Raw genomic sequence first — 20,440 nt, forward strand, 5'->3', positions numbered from 1 at the left:
GCATCCTGCCTTTGCAACGAGCAGGGTTGGCTGCAAACGCGGCCTTGAGGACTTGCTGGCGGTGGGCCACCACCTGGCCCGCCACCCCGCAGTGAAGCTGCTGGGGCGTAACCAATCCGATGCCCGAGTGTCGGTGTTCCTGGTTGTAGCAGGTGAAAAAATCCCGGCAAAAGGACCGGGCATCTTCCATCGAACCGAAACGTCCTGGAAATTGCGGACAGTACTTGAGGGTCTTGAACTGGGCCTCCGAATAGGGATTGTCGTTGCTCCCATGCGGCCGGCTATGGGTTTTGGCGACCCCCAGATCCGATAGCACGTGGGCGAGGCACTTCGAGGTCATGGACGAGCCCCGATCCGCGTGAAAAGTTGGCCCGCAACAATGCGCTGCTTTGCACAGGTCTCCTCGATGAGTTTTTTTGCCAGGGCTCCGCTCCCGGTATCTGCGCCCCTTCGGACTTCGGTGGCGATGCGCGCATGCCACGCCCTGTTCCTTGAGTATCCTGCCAATACTTTTGGCGCTGAGCTCAAGACCGTACCTGGAAGCGAAAAATTCTTCCATATGCTGACAGCTCGCCCCTTCAAAGTCACTTCTCGCCTTCTCGGCAACGAACTCTCGGATTTCCTGGGCAATTCTCCGATTCGACACTTTGCCCCGTCCTTTGTGGACAAGGCCCACGGCTCCCTCCTCACGATACCGATTTTTCCGTCGAATCACCTGCCGGCAGCGGGGGCCGAGGACTTCTCCCGCCTCTTGAACCGTGAACGCTCCGGCCACTGCCTGCAGGGTCACCAACGCTCGCCGCGCTTCCTCTGCCTTCATGAATACGCCACCCCTGTCTTCATAGGATGACATTTCTATTGTCCCAGCCAGGGTGGCAATATCATTGTCCGGTAACACAGTTGCACAATCGTCTTGACATCTAAACCTATGAATGTATAAAAAATTTGCTTATCATAGGAGAGTGTGCGAGGTAGAGCAGAAAAGCTGAACAAGAGCGCCAAGATGAAAAAACGTTGTTTGCAAACATTGCTACAAATGAGGTTGCTCGTCGGCTACCTCGGTGAGAAAGCGCAGTGCGCCTGGTGGCCAACGGCGTTCTATGAGGCATCGAGCAGGCTCTTCCTGGAGCCGGTTTTCTCGAAAACATCTCGCCTTGCTCAGTACCACGGTGTGATGGAAGCAGCCAGGCGATTGCACGACGAGCATCTGAGCGTAGGCAGCTTCCACCTGTTTCGGCTGCCTGAAGAAGCCGAGCAAGACCTGCATGCGATCGTGCATGGCAGCAGGGGAGAAGATCTCTCCAGCCAGGTGCCATCCAGCAAAGAGGCTGCGCTCGATGCGTTGAAGCGAATGGCCGCCCCAGTCAGCATATCTAGCGTCGGGCCAACGGCGGTTGGAAGCCTCAAGGACATCGATTCTCCCGACACCCTGAAGGCGATCGCGGCAGCCTATCTATCGGCGTTCACGCAGAACACCAAAATCTATCCGTATCTGGTGGGGTGATCATGGCCGACAACAAGCCCTACACGACACAGTTACAAGCAGGCCTTGGGCTCGTCAACGAGACCAAGACGCTGCTCGGCCTGTGGTCGCCAGACATGTCAGCGAAGCGGTTGTATCAAGTCGCGCTGGAGTCAGGCCGATTCCCCACCGTTACCGCGCGTCGACTGCGCAACATCATCGTCGAATGCTTTGCTCCGCGCTATCTGGTCCATGGCGGTACACCGGCTGCCCACCTTAAGCGCCTATTGGCATTAAGTTCCACTGCTGATTTGACGCAGCTCATGCTGGTCTTCACAAGTCGTGCCAATCCCATTCTGGGGGACTTTGTGCGCGACGTTTACTGGGCGCGATACGCCGGCGGCTACACACACATCACCAACGAAGACGCCCGTGCCTTTGTCGAGCGAAGCATCGCTGACGGCAAGACGATTAAACGCTGGTCTGAGACGACCGTGCGGCGTGTTGCCGCCTACCTGACTGGGTGCTGCGCCGACTACGGAATGCTTGAGCACGGGTTGCGTTCGAGCCGTCGTATCCTTCCCTTCCGCATTTCCCCCACGGTGGCTGCGTACCTCGCCTATGAACTGCACTTTTCCGGCGTGGGTGATAACGCACTGCTGAACCACGAAGACTGGCAGTTGTTTGGCCTGGCACGGGAAGACGTGCTGGAAGAGCTCAAGCGTCTTTCGTTGAAAGGCTGGCTCATCGTCCAAGCGGCGGGTGACGTGATCCGCATCAGTTGGAAACAACAAGGCATGGAGGCGCTCTGCGATGTCCTCACTCAAAGCTGATTTCGACGAATTGCGCGAGCGCATCCGCCACGGGCGCGAGCTTGGGGCTGCAAGCTTCGAGCCGATCTACTACCTGGTATTCCCGCCTGAACAGATTCTCGAGGTCAAGCGGCAGACGCCGGCCTGGATCGCGAAGTTGCACCAAGAGGGCTGGGACGTTCACATCTTCTCTCTTGCTGAACACATCTGGGCGCTGCTCAAAGACGACCCGTTTTGGTCTCTTTGCGTGATGGAGGACAAGTCCGCTCCGCTGGATTGGCCGCGCACCAACAAGTCGCTGGCGGACATTCTGACGGCGGATAACGGCCTGTTGAAGCGACTTGAGGATGCCCTGCAGCCGCTCGAAGGCCAGCAGAACGCGCTGCTGCTCGTCACCGACCTGGAGGCATTGCATCCCTTCTTACGCATTGGCGCCATCGAGAGTCGGCTGCAGGGCAAGTTTCATGTGCCCACCATCTTTCTCTATCCCGGCGTGCGAACCGGCAAGACGCGCTTGAAGTTTCTCGGCTTCTACCCAGAAGACGGCAACTACCGCTCCGTCCACGTCGGCGGGTGAACTAAAGAAAGAACCAGGACTGACATATGACCATCCGATCACTCTTCGATCCGAGTAAAGACATTTATCGCACCATCGAGAAGGTCATCACCTACGACGCCTCGACTGAATCTCGCCTCAAAGCGGAGATCTCTGAGTACGTGGTCACCGAGAGCATCGAGGAGCAGTTTCGCAAGCTCCTCGATCGCATGCAGCTGGCGATGGAGTCTGGCGGCGAAAACGAGATTGGCGTCTGGGTCTCGGGTTTTTACGGTTCCGGTAAGAGCTCGTTCACCAAGTACCTTGGCCTGGCGCTTGACGATCGGTGCACCATCGACGGCACGCCGTTCATCCATTATATGCAAGACCGCCTGCATAAGCCACAAACCAAGGCGCTCCTCAGCACTGTGGCGAAGCGTTTTCCGGCGGCTGTGGTCATGCTGGATCTGGCCAGTGAAATGCTCGCTGGCGCAACGATGGAGGATGTAACGACAGTTCTCTATTTCAAAGTTCTCAAGTGGGCTGGCTATTCCGACAATCTGGTGGTGGCTGATTTCGAGCGTCACGTGGAGCGTGATGGTCGTATGGCCGAACTGGAAAAGCGTATATCCGACCAGTTTCCAGGAAAGAAATGGTCTGATGTTCATAACAGTCCGCTAAAGGTGTCTGCGCTCCTCCCAAAGATCGCCCATGAGTTTTACCCAGAGCTCTTCACCACGCCGACGGCCTTTACGGCCGAGATGAAGGGCTGGACCAAATCGCAGGATCAGCAGACTCAAGAGATAGTCGACATCGTCCGGGAAAAAAGCGGCAAGCAACATATCGTTTTTATCATCGACGAAGTGGGCCAATACGTCGCCTCGCGCGACAACCTGATCCTCAACCTCGATGGCCTGGCCAAGAACCTCAAGCGGCTGGGCAACGGCAAGGTTTGGATCATCGCTACCGCGCAGCAGACGCTGACGGAAGACGATCCGCGCGCCGCACTGAACTCCGACAAGCTCTACAAGCTGAAAGACCGCTTCCCGATCCAGATCGACCTTGAATCGAGCGACATCAAGGAGATCTGCTACCGGCGTCTGCTGGGTAAGTCACCAGCGGGTGAAGCCGAACTCGGCAAGCTGTTCGACGCCCACGGCCAGGCGCTGCGACATAACACCAAGCTGCAGGATGCCAAGTATTACGACGCAGATTTCAGCAAAGAGCGTTTCATCCAGCTTTACCCTTTCCTGCCGGCCCATTTCGATATCTTGCTGCACCTGTTGGGCGCGCTCGCCAAGTCCACTGGCGGCATTGGTTTGCGCTCGGCGATCAAAGTCATACAGGACATTCTCAAAGGCGAAGGCGGTTCCAAGGCCATGGCCGATCAGCCGGTTGGCTGGCTCGCCACCACGGTCACGCTGTACGACGAACTGGAAAAGGATATCCGCCGCGCTTTTCCATCCATCCACCAAGCGGTTGGCAAAGCCCAGATCCGCTTCCCCGATTCACCGCTCCATCAGGACATTGCCAAATCCATTGCTGTATTGCAGATTCTCGGCAACCTGCCGGTGACGGTGCAAAACGTCGCCAGCCTGATGCATCCCTCCGTAACGGCACCGTCGCTACTCGACTCCGTGAAGAAAGCCGTTGAAGAGATGCTGAACGACATGCATGTGCCGCTCGGCGAAAAGGATGGCAAGCTCGTGTTCTTCAGCGAGAAGCTGCGGGATATCGAGCAGGAGCGTGGCGGCATTGCACTGCGCACCGTGGACGTCAAGCGCATCTTCAACGATGCGCTACGCGAAGCGTTTGACCCGCTGCCCCGGGTGAGTCTGCACGGCACGATGGCTGTGGCCACTGGCTTGAAAGTTCAAGCCGGCAGCGCGATCACCAGCCTGGCGGGGGATACAAACACCATCCAGACCGTTGTGGAGCTGGTACCGGCCGGCGACTACGACACCGCCAAGAACCGGATGCTCGATGACTCCCGCAGTCGAGCCGGACGCAATGTCATCGGGCTCCTGGCTCGCGCCAATGCCGAACTCGACGACCTCGCGGGTGAAATCTATCGCTGCCAGCGCATCGCGGAGCTGCATCGCAATGAGCCTGACCAGGAGATCAGGGACTACTGCGCCGGCCAGTTGGACCGAGCGGCTAAGCTCGCCAACCAACTCAAGAGCAAGATCAAGCAGACCCTGCAATCCGGGTCTTTCATCTTCCGCGGGCAGGCTACGGCGGTCTCGGCGCTGGATGTCGATTTGCTGGAGGCTGCCAAGAAGCTGCTCGCGGAGGTGGCTGGCCAAGTATTCGATCGGTACGCAGAAGCGCCCGTTCGCGTGGCCACCGACACCGCCGAGAAGTTGCTGAGGGTCGCCAATCCCGCCGCCATCAGCAGTGCGCTCGACCCGCTGGGCCTGGTGCAAGCCGTGGCCGGTCGCGCCTCGTTCAAGACTGACCACAAGGCGATGATCAGCATCCGTGACTACATCGAACGCTCCGGTGTGGTCGAAGGTAAGCGGTTGCTCGACCATTTTTCCGATGCGCCGTTCGGCTGGTCGCCCGATACCACACGCTACATCGTGGCAGTCATGCTGATGGCCGGTGAGATCAAGCTCAAGGTCTCGGGCCGTGAGGTCACAGCGGCTGGGCAACAGGCGATCGACACGCTCAAGACCAACAACGCCTTCAGGCAGATCGGCGTTGCGCTGCGAGACGAGCGGCCGTCCAACGAAATGCTCGGACGTGCGGCAGAGCGGCTCACCGAGCTGATCGGCGACATGGTGATCCCGCTGGAACAGGAAATCAGCAAAGCGGCAGCAAAACACTTCCCGCGCTTCCAGCACGACTACGGCGCTTTGGCCGAAAAGCTCAGCGGCCTTGGCCTGGCAGGGAGTGACCGCATTCGCACCTTGAACCAGGACATTGCCGACGTCCTGTTTACCGATGCCTCCGACGCTCCGCAACGCCTGGGTGCTGAAACCTCCGCCATATACGACAACCTCAAGTGGGCGCTGGAAGTGAAACGGGCGCTCGACAACGGGCTCGACGCCACCCTGCGCGACTTACAAGCCCATCGCCGCGAGATCGAGGCCTTGCCGGATACCGGCGTGCCCGGGGAACTGCGCCGTGAACTGGCCGATGAGCTGGCCACTCTATCCGAGCGCCTGGGCAAAGAAGACTTCTACCAGCACGCTGCCGACTTCAACTCCCTGCTGACGCATTGGCGGGGCCGGGTGCGTGAGGCGGTCATCAAGCTTTCCAGCCAGCAAAAACTGCGTTTGAAGGAAGGCATCGAGGATCTGCAGCGCCTCCCCGAGTGGGAAGAGCTCACTCAGGAGGAGCGCGGCAACGCCGCGAACCGGCTGGAGGGACTCGTGCTGGAGGCCACGCAAGATCTGGCTGGACTGAAGAAGCTGCTCGCCCGCGACTACGACATCAACAGTACGCTGGAGGAGCTCAAGCGCTCGATCCAGCGCCAGGGCCAGGAACGCCTGCGCCAGCGCATGGAGCAAGAGCGCGCCAAGTCTGGCGAGAAGGGTCCGTCCAAGCTCACCAAGAAGATTGCCGTGCCGGCCAGGATCACCACGGCGGCCGACATCGACGCCATCATCCAGCAACTCCACGAGATCAAGGCACAGATCGGCATTTACTCAGAAATCGAGGTGACCTTTTCGGTCGGCAAGGGAGGCGAGCAGTAAATGCCCTTCGACCAAGCCACAAGAAACCGCCTGCAGCGCTTCGTCACCGACGCGCGCCGCGTGCTGGAAGAGGAATTCACGCGCCAGCTGCAAAACGACTTTGGGCTGGACCCGAACTCGGGCACCGTGGCGGCGCTTGCCAGCCTGGGCCACCTCAACGACGCGCAGCACGAAACTGCCCGCATCCTGCGCGACACCCTGGCGCACTACATCGCCAGTGGCGACATGAATGCCACGCAGGGGCTGGCGCGTATCGTGCGCGAGCAGGCCTTCACCGTGCTCAACCGCTTGGCGGCGCTGCGCATGGCCGAGGCGCGCGGCCTGCTCATGGAATCGGTGGGCGGCGGCTTGCAGTCCAAGGGCTTTCAGCTCTACGCCCGCCTGGCCGATACTGGCCTGGGCGAAACGGGGGATGCCTACCGCGTGTACCTGTTCAGCGTGTTCGATGAACTCGCCCAAGACCTGCCGGTCCTGTTCGACCGCTACTCGCCCCAAGGCCGCCTGTTCCCGCGCGAGGCCGCGCTGCTGCACGTGCTCGACCTGATCAACGCCCCCGACATCGCCCCGCTGTGGCGCGAGGACGAGACCATCGGCTGGATCTACCAATACTTCAACTCAACCCAAGAGCGACGGGCCATGCGCGAGGCCAGCCAGGCGCCGCGCAACAGCCGGGAACTCGCGGTACGCAACCAGTTCTTCACCCCGCGCTATGTGGTCGAGTTTCTGGTGGACAACACCTTGGGGCGTCTCTGGTTCAACGCCACCGGCGGGCAAACGGTTTTGCGCGAACGCTGCCCATACCTGCTGGTAAAGCCCGACGAAACACCGCAAGCCGCCGCCAAACTGCGCGACCCGCGCACCCTCAAGCTCTTGGACCCGGCCTGCGGCTCCATGCACTTTGGCCTGTATGCCTTCGATCTGTTGACCGAGATCTACCGCGAAGCCTGGGCCTGGGATCAACAGCACGGCCCCGGCTCGCTCGATACGCTCCCCTCGCCCCCAGGGAGCGGGGCTGGGGGTGAGGGCTTCAAACCCCTGTGCCACACCTACGCGGACGAAGCGGCCTTTCTGCGCGACGTGCCGCGGCTCATCATCGAGCACAACCTCTACGGTGTGGACATCGATCCGCGCGCCGCGCAGATCGCCTCCTTGGCGCTGTGGCTGCGGGCGCAACGTGCCTGGCACGATGCCGAGGTGAAAGCCAAAGAGCGCCCGCCGATCGGGCGCGGCCATGTGGTTGCCGCCATTGCGCCGCCGGCGGAGCGTGAGCTGCGCGAGCAATTGGCCGCGCAGCTCGATCACCTGGACGCCGAGTTGTTCCAGAAAACCCTACAACTTTTGAAAAACCTTCCGGAGCTGGGCCTCTTGCTGCCGATTGAGCGCGAACTGCCGCAGCTCATCCGGCACGTTTATGGCGAGCATGGCCCGATGTTTCGGGAAGCCGACCAGGAACAGTGGCGCAAGGCCGAGGCGCGCCTGCGCGCCGCGCTGAGCGAATTCGCCCACGCGGCCTATGCCACCTACCAGGGCCGGCTCTTCGCCCAAGACGCCCTGGAGGGGCTGCGGCTCATCGACCTGGCGGGCCAAGCCTACGACGTGGTGGTGATGAATCCCCCCTTTGGCGCGCCGGCGACCGTGAGCAAAACCTACCTTGCGCAAACCTATCCGCGCAGCAAGAACGACCTCTTGGCCGTCTTCGTCGAGCGCGGCCTGCAACTGCTGCGCCCCGGTGGGCGCTTGGGGGCGATCACCTCGCGCACCGGCTTTTTTCTTTCGAGCTTTCAGAGGTGGCGCGAGCAGGTGGTGTTGGGCATGGCCACGCCCGAAGTCATGGCCGACCTGGGGCATGGCGTGATGGACGAGGCCATGGTCGAAGCCGCCGCCTATGTCTTGGAGAAACGCCGATGAGCCTGTTTTTGCGCTTGCTTGCCGAAGACGACAAAGCCGCCGCGCTGCACACCCTCTGCGCCCGGCTGCGCCAGGGGGAAAACGACCCGCGCCTCTTTACCGTCGCGCCCGCGGCGTTCGACACCGTGCCGGGCAAGCCCTTTGCCTATTGGGTCTCGGACGCGGTGCGGCAGACCTTCCAGCGCCTGCCGCCCTTCGAGAGCGAGGGGCGGACGGTGAAACAAGGCTTGGCGACGGCCGACGACTTCCGCTTCGTCCGCGCCTGGTGGGAAGCAGACCGCAGCGCAACACCAGGCCAGTGGTTCCCCTTTGCCAAGGGCGGCGCCTACTCGCCGTTTTATGCCGATGTCTATCTGGTGGTGAATTGGGCGCAGGAGGGGGCGGAGATCAAAAACAACCTTAATGAAAGAGGTGGCGTCCGTTCGAATGTGTGGATGCTCCGGGATACGGCCTTACATTATTTCTTCCGCCCCGGGCTGACCTATACCAGTTACACGAATCTGGGATTTGGGCCACGCGTGATGCCCGTCGGTTGCATTTTCTCTGTCGCAGGGATGGGAATCCACGGCGTTACTCTTGCAGACCTCGCATTGCTAAGCTCTACTGGTTTTCAGTCGATGCTTTATCTGACTGCAGACCATAGAAAATGGGAAGCAGGGGTCATTCAGCGCACACCAATCCCCCATTCCGATAATGAGGAACAAACAAAAGGTTTGACACAACTCGCCCGCCGCGCCTGGTCATTGAAGCGCACGCTGGATACCGTCGAAGAGACCTCCCACGCCTTTCTCCTCCCCGCAGCGCTGCGCGGTCGGCTCGGCGATTTCGACCCGCCCGCGATCGAGGCCGAGCTCTCGCGCATCCAGGCCGAAATCGACGCCATCGCCTTCGACCTCTACGGCTTTTCCGAGGCCGACCGCGCCGCGGTGCAGGCAAACCTGGGCACCGCCAGTGACACTGCGCCCGATTGCAACGAAGCCGAAGCCGAGGAAGACGACGATGCCGCCGCCCCCGTCGATGACCGCCAGGGGCTGCTCTCCTGGGCGGTGGGGGTGGCCTTTGGCCGCTTCGACTGGCGCTTGGCCACTGGCGAGCGCGCCGCCCCGCCAGAGCCGGAGCCGTTCGATCCGCTGCCAGCGCAAAGCCCCGGCATGTTGCCCGAGGGCGCCGAACCCTTCCATGCCCACCCCGGCATTCTCGTGGATGATCCGGGCCATCCGCATGATCTCGCGCGGCTGGTGGAAGAGGTGTTGCTGCGCGTGGCAGCCCCCGTTCCCGACGATGTGCGCCGCTGGCTGCAAAGGGATTTTTTCCCCTTCCACCTCAAGCGCTATTCCAAGAGCCGCCGCAAAGCGCCCATCTACTGGCCGCTCGCCACCCCCTCGGGCCGCTACACGCTGTGGGTCTATTACCCCAGCCTCACCAGCCAGACGCTCTACACCGCCATCAACGACTTCGTCGAACCCAAGCTCAAGCAAGTAGGCAGCGACGTGACGGCACTGCGCAACAAGGGCGCCAAACGTAGCCGCGAGGACGAAAGACAGTTCGAAGCCCTGCAAGCCTTCGAGCAGGAGCTGATCGAGCTGCGCGACACTTTGCGCACGCTCGCGCCCCGCTACCGGCCCCACCACGACGACGGCGTGCAGATTTCTGCCTCGCCGCTGTGGCCGCTCTTTCGCCACCGGCCGTGGCAAAGGGTGTTGAAGGAAACGTGGGAGAAACTGAAAGAGGGCCACTACGACTGGGCCAAGCTCGCCATGCACTACTGGCCCGAGCGCGTGCGCGAGAAATGCAAAACCGACAAGAGCCTCGCCATTGCGCATGGTCTGGAGGATTTATACGTCGAGCCCGAGGCAGCGTCGAGGAGGACGCGCGGCAAGACGAAGGGAGAGCCATTGTGATGATTGAATCAAACAAACCCGATCAGAGGGGCGGTATCCCACGCATCGAATCTGTGCGAGTGGAAAACTATCGCGCCCTGCGCAAAGTCGAATTGGACAACCTTACGCCGATGACGGTGTTGCTGGGGCCCAATGGCAGCGGCAAATCTACGATCTTCGATGTGTTCAATTTTTTGTCTGAATGCTTCCAGTTTGGCTTGCGTCATGCTTGGGATCGACGCGGGCGTGGCAAGGAACTGAAAACGCGCGGCGCGGATGGCCCCATCGTTTTCGAGCTGAAATATCGTGAGCAACCCAAGAGCCCCATCATCACCTACCACCTGGCGATCGATGAGGGCCCCAAAGGGCCTGAGGTGGTCGAGGAATGGCTGCAATGGCGGCGTGGTCAGAAAGGCCAGCCGTTCCGTTTCCTGGAGTTTCGTCGCGGGGTCGGTCGAGCCGTCAGTGGTGAGTTGCCGGATATCCAAGATCAGCGCAAGGAGACGACGCTGCGCTCGCCGGATTTGATCGCGGTGAATACGCTGGGACAGTTGGCGGAACATCCCCGCGTGGCCGCGCTGCGCGAGTTCATTACCGATTGGTATGTGTCTTACCTGTCCATTGATCAGACACGCAATCAGCCGGAAGCGGGTCCGCAAGAGCGGCTGAGCAAGAACGGGGAGAACTTACCCAACGTCATCCAGTATCTGAAAGAGCAGCACCCGGAACGTTTGGAGAAGATTTTTGCCGTTCTGCGCCAGCGCATTCCGCGCCTGGAACGGGTGGAGGCCGAGCCCATGCCAGATGGCCGCCTGCTGTTGCAAATCAAGGATGCCCCTTTCGAGCAGCCAGTGCTGTCCAAATTCGCATCCGATGGCACCCTGAAGATGCTGGCTTACCTGACCGTGCTTTACGATCCCAACCCGCCGCGCTTCATCGGTATCGAGGAGCCGGAGAATTTCTTGCACCCGCGTTTGCTGCCCGAACTGGCCGAAGAGTGCCGGGCAGCGACTGAGCGCTCACAGTTGTTGATCACCAGCCACTCCCCCTTTCTGCTCAACGCCATGCGTGCCGAAGAGGTGTGGGTGCTCTATCGAGACGAACAAGGCTTTACTCGGGCAGTGAGAACCTCTGGTATTCAGGGCATACGCGAGTTCATGCAGGCTGGCGCCAGCTTGGGTTACCTCTGGATGGAGGGGCATTTTGGCTTGGGCGATCCCTTGGTGAATCAGGGCGCGCCTCGTTCTGAAAAGGGGCGAGGCTGATGCTGGAAAAGCTGATCGTGTTTGTCGAGGAATACTCGATGGAAACGGCGTTGGAGCAACTGCTGCCCAAATTGCTCGGGGAGATCGAATTTCAGATTGTCCGCTTTCAGTGCAAGAACGACCTGCTCCAGCACGCACCTGATCGCCTCAAAGCTTATGCCGCCTGGTTGCCTGATACGTGGCGCATTCTGGTGCTGGTAGATAGAGATGACGATGATTGCGCAGATCTGAAGGCGCGGCTGGAGCAGATGGCTGCAGCAGCAGGCTTATTGACCAAGACGAAAGCCGGGCAGGGTCAGCGCTTCCAGGTCGTCAATCGCATTGCCATCGAGGAGCTTGAAGCCTGGTTTTTTGGTGACTGGACAGCCGTGCAGGCCGCCTACCCCCGGGTACCGGCTACCGTTCCACAGAAAGCGGGTTTTCGCGATCCCGACGCGATTGCGGGCGGCACCTGGGAAGCGCTGGAACGCATCCTCAAGAAGGCCGGCTATTTCAGTACAGGCTTACGCAAATTGGAATGCGCACGCGCTGTGGCTGCGCACATGGAACCGGCGCGAAACAGCTCGAAAAGTTTCAAGAAATTTTGCAGCGCTGTTACGGCGGCAATGGCGTGAGGTAAATGAATGACGATTGCCGAATTCATTCGAGAAAGCGTGCTGCGGCCGCGCCTGAAGCAAGCGGGCGCCCTGGTGGTGTACGACGCTGACAGGCGCTACCGTGAGCTGTGTCTTGATCTGGCCTCCGACACGGTGCGGGTGGTGGATGCCTCGATCAGCAGCATCGAAAGCCGTGAGGCAGCACTGCTGGCGCTGCGTGAGATGGGGCAGCCCCAGGCCCCGCTGGGAGGGGTGCTGATCTACGTGCCTGCCAAGCGCCCGGAAACCGACGAGCAGAAGCAAGTCGATCCATTCGCCCTGTACGCCGTATGTGGCGCAGTGTTCCCGCAAGACGATGGCGACGAGTACTTGAGCCTGTGTCTGCGTGCCAAGCCGGATCATGCGACCGAGATTCGGCGGTTGTTTGCCGACAATCCCCAGGGGCCGACCTTTGCCGTGATCGATGCGATTGGCGGCGGTGTGAGCTGGCCGCAGCTGCGCGCCACGTTGCGGGTGGAGTCCGCGCGCGAGATTTTGACCGCACTGCTCGCCCCGAGCACCAGCCAATCCGAGGCACTTAAAGGGCAGGAAGGCTGGGTGCAGGAGGCGCGGGATTTTCTTCGCGCTACCTTGGGCCTGAACCTGAAGACGCGCGGCAAGACCTGGTCTGCCCTGGCGGATGAACTGTGGCGCTACGTGCTGTTCAGCGAGTTCGTATTTGATCTGCCCGTGGCGCTGCCAGACACCCTGAAGGGGGTGCCGCACGCGCCGATGGAAGCCAGACCCATCGTCGAGGATGTGTGCGACCGTCTGCGTAGCGATCCGAAGTCACGCGCGGCGTACATCGAGCGCGCCGAGGCCATCGAGGCGGAACTCAACCTGCCCGATCTGTGCGCTGCAATCGAAGACCTGGGTGAGCGCGACACCTTCCCCTTCGAGGAGCGGACCTTCCTGCGCACGGCGATCAAGGGGATCGTCAGCGGGGACACCGATGCCACGCGCCGTGTGTTGACCCGCCACAAGAGTTCGGTGTGGCTTGGCAAGGGCGAAAGCCAGGCCCAATGGGAGTTGGTGCGCTCGGCCTTGCGCCTCGTCGAGGCCTGTGACGATTTTGAGCGCCAGTTGCCGGATCACGCCCGATCGCAAGCGGAACTGATCGACTTTTACGTGGGCAGCCTGCGTGAAGCCGATCGCTTGCAGCGCGAGTTTGAGCAAGCCGCGGGCGACTTCCTCGACCCACATGGCTTGATGCATGAGGTGATCAATCAGGCACGGGCCCGCTACCGGCGTTTGGCGGAGAAGGTGCAAGGTGTGTTCGTGAAACACATCGAGACCGCTGGTTGGCCGCCGACCGGGCGGCTGGCCAACGTCGATGTCTTTGATCGTCTGGTGGCGGAGCGCCTCAAGGAGAGTGGGCGCAAAGTGGCCTATCTGATGGTGGACGCCCTGCGTTACGAGTTGGGCGTGGTCCTCGAAAAACTGCTGGCAGAGGACGGTCCCGTCGAACTGCAAGCGGCCTATGCGCAGCTACCCACCATCACCCCAGTGGGCATGGCGAGCTTGCTGCCGGACGCTCGCACGGGGCTGACCCTTTCGCTGGAGAATGATGTCCTGGTGCCTAAGCTAGCAGGGGCGCCGGTGAGCAACGTCCAACAGCGCATGAATGTGCTGGCCAAGCGCTATGGCGATCGGTTCGCGGAAATGCGGTTGGATGACTTTGTTCGCGGCAAACCAAAGATCGCAGACACCGTCGATCTGCTGGTGCTGCGCTCCACGGAAATCGACAGTCAACTCGAAAGCACCCACGAGACGACGCTCGGCCTGATCCCGGGCACGCTCAAGCTGATCCGCGTGGCGCTGCATAAGCTGCGTGGCATGGGCTTCAAAGAGGCAATCATCGTGACCGACCATGGCTTCTTCTTGAACGCACAACCAGAGTCTGGCGATGTGTGCGTGAAACCTCAGGGGAAATGGCCGGTGAATGCCCATGACCGCATGATGCTCGGCGACGGCACAGCGGATGGTCACAGCTTGGTGGTGAGTGCCGAGAAGGTCGGCATCCGCGGTGACTTTGCTCAAGTGGCCATGCCCCGCAGCATGGCGCCGTATCGGGCAGGGCATCTTTATTTCCACGGCGGAGCATCCCTGGTCGAGGCGGTCGTGCCGGTGCTGGTGGCGCGCCTCGATACCGCCTCTCACGATGAGCAGCGAAAGGTGCTGGTCAAGCTGAGCTACAAGAACGGCGCCAAGCGCATCACGACGCGGCTACCGGTGATCGAGGTGGCGCTGGTCTCTGAGGACATGTTCTCGCAAGACGTGAGCCTGGAGATCTTGCTGGAAGCGCAAGACAGCAAGGGCAATGTGGTCGGCGAGCCGCGCCCAGGTGGGGATGTGAACCCCGCCACACGGACGGTCACCTTGATGCCGGGCCAGCGCAAGCAGATTGCTCTGCGCATGGACGACGAGTTCCGAGGCAAGTTCTCGGTCAAGGCGCTCAACCCGACGACGCTGGCGCTGGCGTCGAAGGGCAGTGAACTGGCGCTCGAAACCGATTACACGGAGTGAGCCTGATGGACGAACTCGACAAGAAACTGAACGAGACCTTCGACGGCAAGGTACTGCGCAAGGACCTGCTGCACCGAATCAAGAAGGGCACCAACGTCCCAACCTTCGTGCTGGAATTTTTGTTGGCCAGGTTTTGTGCTAGTAATGACGATGCAGAAATCCAGGCCGGTTTAGAGGCCGTGCTGGCAACCTTGCAGGACAACTATGTGCGGCCAGATGAGGCCAATGCTGCCCAATCCAAGGTGGCCACCAAGGGCAAGCACCGCTTCATCGACAAGGTGCATGTGCGCTATGTCGAGAAGGAGAAACGTCATTGGGCGGCGCTCGAAAACTTCAATTCCCAGCGCATCGCCATTGGCGAAAAGTTCTACCGCGACAACGATCGCTTGCTGGAGGGGGGCATTTGGGCGGAAGTGACTCTGGCACACAACGACATTGAAGAAGATGACTACGCGTTTTACATCGAAGACCTGCGGCCGATCCAGCTGACACGTTTTGACTTCGACCATTATGCAGAGGGGCGTAGAGCGTTCACGCGTAATGAGTGGCTCGATGTGGTGTTACGGTCAGTGGGCCTGGAACCCGGCAAACTCACGCATCGGGTCAAGCTTCACTTCATCGCGAGGCTGGCCGCATTGGTGGAGCCCAACTACAACGTCATCGAGTTGGGCCCGCGCGGCACAGGCAAGTCTTATTTCTTCAGCGAGTTTTCTCCCTATGCCACGCTGGTTTCGGGCGGCCAGGCGACCAAGGCGACCCTTTTTTACAATAACGCGCGGCGCAAGGTCGGTTTGGTCGGTTACTGGGATGTGGTGGCATTCGATGAGGTGGCGGGAATCAAGGTGCGGGACCCCGATACCATCCAGATCATGAAGGATTACATGGCCAATGGCCGTTTCTCGCGCGGTGTCGAAGTGATCGCCGATGCCAGTCTGAGTTTTGTGGGCAATATCGATCTTTCCGTGCAGCAGGTGGTGAATTCCGATCAGCATGACCTGTTCCAGCCCCTTCCTCCCGAACTCGATTTGGCGGTTATGGATCGCTTCGCCGCGTATATCCCAGGTTGGGAGATGCCCAAGAACAGCAGCGAATTCCTGACCAGCCACTACGGGTTCATCACCGATTACTTGGCCGAGGCCTTCCACTACCAGTTCAAACATACGAACCGCTACGAAGAAGTGAGCAAGCGCATTCGACTCGGCAAATCCATCGAGGGGCGCGACGAGAAAGGAATCAAAAAGACTGTCTGCGCATTCTTGAAGATTCTGCATCCAGATGGGCCACCGACCGACGAGGAGTTTGAAGAATATGTGGCCTATGCCACCGAGTGCCGCCGCCGCGTCAAGGAGCAGATGAACAAGCGCAAGCCGGATGACGAGTTCGCGCGCATCAACCTATCCTACTTCAAGGCTAATGGCGAAGAAGTGGTGGTTTTCTGCCCGGAATCGAAGGATGCGCCCGCGACGCAAGAGCCGACGCGTCGGCGTTTGCATCAGAAGGATGGGCAGCCTGCAGAGGTGGTTGGCGTGCAGTCGTCGGCGCAACCGGCGGCGGCTACTACGGCATCTCTGGCAGTACCGACAACGGTATCACCAGCCTCAACTTTGACTGCGGAGGGGCAGGCATCCATTGAGCAAAAAGAGCAACACTTCACCATCCTCTACGGCGATACCGGCTACAGCTATGAGTCGATCTTCGGCCCCTACCTACAGGGTGCGAAGTCTGTTGTGGTCGAAGATCCCTACATCCGGCTGCCACACCAGATTCAGAACTTTGTCCGCTTCTGCGAAACCGTGCTGAGGGCGGGAACGGTGAGGAAGATCAGTTTGATCACCAGCTACGACGACAAGACCCAGTTGGCCGAAATCGCCGAGAAACTTGATGAGTTGAAGGAAAGTTTGCTGGAATGGGATGTCGAGCTGGAAGTGAAGCTGAACCCGAACATGCACGACCGAGAGATTCGCATCGACAACGGCTGGGTGATCAAGATTGGCCGAGGGCTGGACTTCTATCAAAAACCCGGGGGTTGGTTTGAGGTAGGCGCGAACGATCTGAGCTTGCGCAAGTGCTTGGAAACGAAGGTGGATATTTTTCGCCTCTAGCTTGCGCATTGCGTGCCACTAGACGGCCAGCCATGGTCTCCATGGCCGGCCTCGACTTCATACCGATGTCGTTGGCCGACACAATGGGTTTGCCATTGTCACCACTGATGGTAAATGTCCGCAAGACACCGGTTTGCCCACTGCGCCAATGAGAGTGAGACACCTGCCCATTGAGAAATGAGTGTAGGGCGGGTAGGGAAAGGCATGTATATTATGTCATGGATTCAGAAGCGTGACTGAGGCGCAGGGATTGGCCCTAAACCGGCAGATTACGATCAACTCCTCGTCCAGGCTCGGGAGTTGTGCCGCAAGGGGCAGTTCTTCTGGGATTATGTGTCGGCGGAAAATAGTGTTGGTTTTCACAATCCGGCCAAGGCTCTACGTACTCTGGCGCAATCCCAGCAATATAGCCAGCAGGCTGTGGAGTTAGCTATGAAGGCTGCAGACTTCACTACTGCTGAGATTCTTGCCAAAGACATCAAGACGCTTGTGCCGCCTATTTTGGAGCATAGCCGCAAACTCCAGATGGATCCGCGGCATTTGGAGAGTCATCCGTGGCTCCGCTACCTCAAACCATTGCCTCAGGCCGCCCAAGTGTGGGACGAGAACCGTCGACTTATTGCGAAACCTGCGGCGCAGTGATGGTTTATGGGGATCGCCGATGCCCGGCGGCGATCCCCTTTTTGCGTCCTACATTGCCTTGGGGGCCCGCAGGCGTTTTTCCCATTCCACGATCAAGTACGCCGCAAGGCCGATGGCCACGGTTTTGATCCACGGCAAAACCCCTACGGGGGCAGTGGAGAAGGCATGGTGCATCAGCGGCACGTACGTGAAGGCCACTTGGAGGACGACCATGATGGACGCACCCAAGAGGACCCAGGGATTGGAGAAAAATCCCAAGGCAAAGGGCGAGCGGGAAAAGGAGCGGCTGTTGAACAGGTAAAAGGTCTCCACCAAGACAAAGGCGTTGACCGCCACGGTGCGGGCTTGGGCCTCATCACCAGTACTTGCAAGCTCCCACGCAAAAAGCCCGAAGGCCGTCACGAGCAGGATGCCTCCCACCATGAAGATACGGATGACCAGTTCCGTATCCAAGATGGGTTGGTCAGGACGGCGGGGAGGGCGCTCCATGATGCCCGGTTCTTTGGGCTCAAAGGCGAGCATGAGCCCCAGACACACCGCTGTGGTCATGTTGATCCAGAGGATCTGCACCGGCAAAATAGGGAGGGTGGTCCCCAACAGCACTGCCGCCAGGATGACCAGCCCTTCGCCGACGTTGGTGGGCAAGGTCCAGACGATGAATTTGAGCAGGTTGTCGTAGACGCCGCGGCCTTCTTCCACGGCGGCTTTGATGGTAGCGAAGTTGTCGTCGGTAAGAACCATGTCCGCGGCCTCTTTGGCTGCCTCGGTGCCCCCTTTGCCCATGGCGATGCCGATGTCCGCCTGCTTGAGGGCCGGGGCATCGTTCACGCCGTCGCCGGTCATGGCCACCACTTCACCCTGGTGTTGCAGGGCCATGACGAGGCGCAATTTCTGCTCCGGCGCCACGCGGGCGAATACTGCCGTCTCGCTGGCGCGTTTCATGAGCTCGGCGTCGGACATGGCGGCGAGCTCGGCGCCGGAGAGCACCTGACACGTCGGCTTTCCAGGACAGGTCTCGATGCCCAGACCCAACTGGACACCGATGGCGGCGGCCGTGACCGCGTGATCGCCGGTGATCATTTTGACACGGATTCCGGCGCGTTGGCAGGCGGCCACGGCGGCGATGGCCTCAGGCCGGGGCGGGTCCATCATGGCTTCGAGGCCGAGGAAGACGAGACCTTCGGTGAGATGGTCGTGGGTGAGCTGGGTGGTTTCCCGAGGCAGTTCTTTGAAGGCCACGGCGAGCACCCGCAGGCCATCGAGCCCCATCTCTTCGACGACGCGGCGCACGTGTTCGGCATCCAGGGGTCCGATGCCCCCATCGGCGACCATGGCCGCACTGGCCCGGGAAAGAAGCGCTTCCACCGAGCCCTTGAACAGCACCAGCCGTGACGTGCCTTCTCTTTGATCGTGGAGGGTGGCCATGTATTGGTGTTCGGACTCAAAAGGCAGGGTGTCCACGCGGGGAAAATCCCTGGCCTCGGCGGCCGGATCAAGGCCGGCCTTGAGCGCGGCCACAATCAGGGCCGCTTCCGTAGGATCTCCGGTGACGCGCTCGTCGGTTTCGGTAAAGGTGATGCGGGTGTCGTTGCACAGGAGCCCGCCGCGAGCTGTCCGCAATAGCGCCTGATTGTCGGCCTCAAATCCTTCAATGTGGCCGTGGGGGCGATACCCGGTGCCCGTGACGGAGTAGGCTCGGCCAGCAGCGAAGATGCGGGTCACCGTCATCTGGTTTTGGGTAAGGGTGCCCGTCTTGTCCGAGCAGATGACCGTGGCTCCACCAAGGGTCTCCACAGCCGGAAGCTTCCGGATGATGGCCCCGCGAGCGGCCATACGGGAGACCCCCATGGCGAGGATGACGGTCACCGCTGCAGGCAGGCCCTCGGGAATGGCGGCCACCGCCAGGGCCACGGCGGCGAGAAAGGTGTCGGCGGCAGGTTGGCCGCGCAGGAGCCCGGCCACGAAAGTCAGCGCTGCCAACGCGATGATCGCCCACAGGAGCATGTGGCTGAAGCGGGCGATCTTGCGGGTCAGCGGCGTGGCCAACTCGTCGGCTTCGGCCACCATGGTGGAAATTCGTCCGATCTCCGTGGCGTCGCCGGTGGATACCACCACTCCCGTGGCCTGGCCATAGGTCACCAGGGTGGAGGCGTAAGCCATGTTGCGGCGATCCGCCAAAACGATATCCCGGGGAAGCGCATCCACCTGCTTGCCCACGGCCACGGATTCGCCGGTGAGGGCGGACTCGTCCACCCGCAGGTCTTTCACTTCCACAAGGCGCAGATCCGCCGGCACCTTGTCCCCGGAGCGCAGGATGACCACGTCTCCCGGCACCAGGTCTTCGGCGGACAGCCGCACCACCTCGCCGTCGCGCCGCACCACGGCCTCGGTCACCATGGAGGTGGCAAGGGCCTCCAGGGCGCTTATGGCCTTGGCTTCTTGAATATAGCCCACCACGGCGTTGACGAGCACCACACCCAGGATGACCGAGGCATCCACCCATTCTCCAAGGCCTATGGTCACCACGGCGGATATGAGGAGAATATACACCAAGGGCTGATGGAATTGGAGGAGGAAACGCTCCAATTTGGTCTTGCCCTTGCGGATGGTGAGGCGGTTGGGGCCGAATTGCTCCCGGCGGCGTTCGGCCTGAAGCGGAGCGAGCCCCTTGGCAGGGTCCACTTGCAGGAGGTCAAGCACCTCCTCGACGGGCAAATGGTGCCATATCTTGGCGAGCGAAAAATCCATGCGTTCCTCCTTGGGGAAGTCGATGCACAGGGGATATCATCTGCCTTACACGGAATCTTCGTTTGAAGGCAAGAGAGCGAGGGCAATGGATTTTGATTGGGCATGAGGCTGGTGGCACACAGGGGTTTCTGAAAAAAAGGAAGATTCGATCCGGAAAACAAGACCGCTCGTTTGGAGAAAAACGCCTTGCCCTGAGATGCCTTTTGGCGTTACGAGAACGTGAC

General features: G+C 60.4%; 12 protein-coding genes and 2 pseudogenes. 12 read left to right on the forward strand and 2 right to left on the reverse strand.

Going from position 1 to position 20,440, the window contains the following annotated elements; genetic code table 11:
• Window positions 1–34: 34 nt before the first annotated feature.
• Window positions 35–423: pseudogene (locus QMF81_RS06915) on the reverse strand (integrase core domain-containing protein); the annotation flags it as partial.
• Here QMF81_RS06915 and QMF81_RS06920 point away from each other — a divergent pair.
• The 12 genes and pseudogenes from QMF81_RS06920 to QMF81_RS06975 form a co-directional block, all read left to right on the forward strand.
• Window positions 407–850 carry a hypothetical protein gene (locus tag QMF81_RS06920; RefSeq protein ID WP_281752978.1) on the forward strand — a complete coding sequence of 148 codons (444 nt, stop codon included), beginning with the start codon at window positions 407–409 and terminating at the stop codon, window positions 848–850. The pseudogene QMF81_RS06915 and the gene QMF81_RS06920 overlap by 17 nt on opposite strands.
• Before the next feature lie 153 nt (window positions 851–1,003).
• Window positions 1,004–1,504 carry a BrxE family protein gene (locus QMF81_RS06925; protein WP_281750022.1) on the forward strand — a complete coding sequence of 167 codons (501 nt, stop codon included), beginning with the start codon at window positions 1,004–1,006 and terminating at the stop codon, window positions 1,502–1,504.
• 2 nt (window positions 1,505–1,506) lie between these two features.
• Window positions 1,507–2,295, forward strand: a complete 789-nt coding sequence (locus tag QMF81_RS06930; RefSeq protein WP_281750023.1) for a DUF1819 family protein — start codon at window positions 1,507–1,509, stop codon at window positions 2,293–2,295.
• Window positions 2,276–2,851: a BREX protein BrxB domain-containing protein gene (locus tag QMF81_RS06935; RefSeq protein WP_281750024.1), complete on the forward strand. Its 576-nt coding sequence runs from the start codon at window positions 2,276–2,278 to the stop codon at window positions 2,849–2,851. The genes QMF81_RS06930 and QMF81_RS06935 overlap by 20 nt, the downstream gene beginning before the upstream one ends.
• 26 nt (window positions 2,852–2,877) lie before the next feature.
• Complete coding sequence (gene brxC / locus QMF81_RS06940; RefSeq protein ID WP_281750025.1) at window positions 2,878–6,510, forward strand: BREX system P-loop protein BrxC; 3,633 nt, start codon at window positions 2,878–2,880, stop codon at window positions 6,508–6,510.
• Window positions 6,511–8,418, forward strand: coding sequence for a hypothetical protein (locus QMF81_RS06945; protein WP_281750026.1), 1,908 nt, complete (start codon window positions 6,511–6,513; stop codon window positions 8,416–8,418).
• Window positions 8,415–10,319 (forward strand): hypothetical protein, encoded by a 1,905-nt coding sequence (locus QMF81_RS06950; RefSeq protein WP_281750028.1) that lies wholly within the window; start codon window positions 8,415–8,417, stop codon window positions 10,317–10,319. The genes QMF81_RS06945 and QMF81_RS06950 overlap by 4 nt, the downstream gene beginning before the upstream one ends.
• Window positions 10,319–11,563 (forward strand): AAA family ATPase, encoded by a 1,245-nt coding sequence (locus QMF81_RS06955; RefSeq protein ID WP_281750029.1) that lies wholly within the window; start codon window positions 10,319–10,321, stop codon window positions 11,561–11,563. Before QMF81_RS06950 ends, QMF81_RS06955 begins: the two co-directional genes overlap by 1 nt.
• Window positions 11,563–12,177, forward strand: coding sequence for a DUF4276 family protein (locus tag QMF81_RS06960; protein WP_281750030.1), 615 nt, complete (start codon window positions 11,563–11,565; stop codon window positions 12,175–12,177). The genes QMF81_RS06955 and QMF81_RS06960 overlap by 1 nt, the downstream gene beginning before the upstream one ends.
• 9 nt (window positions 12,178–12,186) lie before the next feature.
• Entirely contained in the window at window positions 12,187–14,724 is a 2,538-nt protein-coding gene (locus QMF81_RS06965) for a PglZ domain-containing protein (protein ID WP_281750031.1), read from the forward strand.
• Window positions 14,725–14,729: 5 nt separating this feature from the next.
• On the forward strand, window positions 14,730–16,826 hold the full coding sequence (gene brxL, locus QMF81_RS06970; protein ID WP_281750032.1) for a BREX system Lon protease-like protein BrxL: 2,097 nt from the start codon (window positions 14,730–14,732) through the stop codon (window positions 16,824–16,826).
• 258 nt (window positions 16,827–17,084) lie between these two features.
• Window positions 17,085–17,468, forward strand: a pseudogene (locus tag QMF81_RS06975) (ammonia-forming cytochrome c nitrite reductase subunit c552); the annotation flags it as partial.
• 48 nt (window positions 17,469–17,516) lie between these two features.
• On the opposite strand, the gene QMF81_RS06980 reads toward QMF81_RS06975, so the two are convergent.
• Complete coding sequence (locus QMF81_RS06980) at window positions 17,517–20,216, reverse strand: cation-transporting P-type ATPase (RefSeq protein WP_281750033.1); 2,700 nt, start codon at window positions 20,214–20,216, stop codon at window positions 17,517–17,519.
• Window positions 20,217–20,440: the final 224 nt, after the last annotated feature.

The organism is Thermodesulfomicrobium sp. WS (assembly GCF_027925145.1).
GTDB lineage: Bacteria > Desulfobacterota > Desulfovibrionia > Desulfovibrionales > Desulfomicrobiaceae > Thermodesulfomicrobium.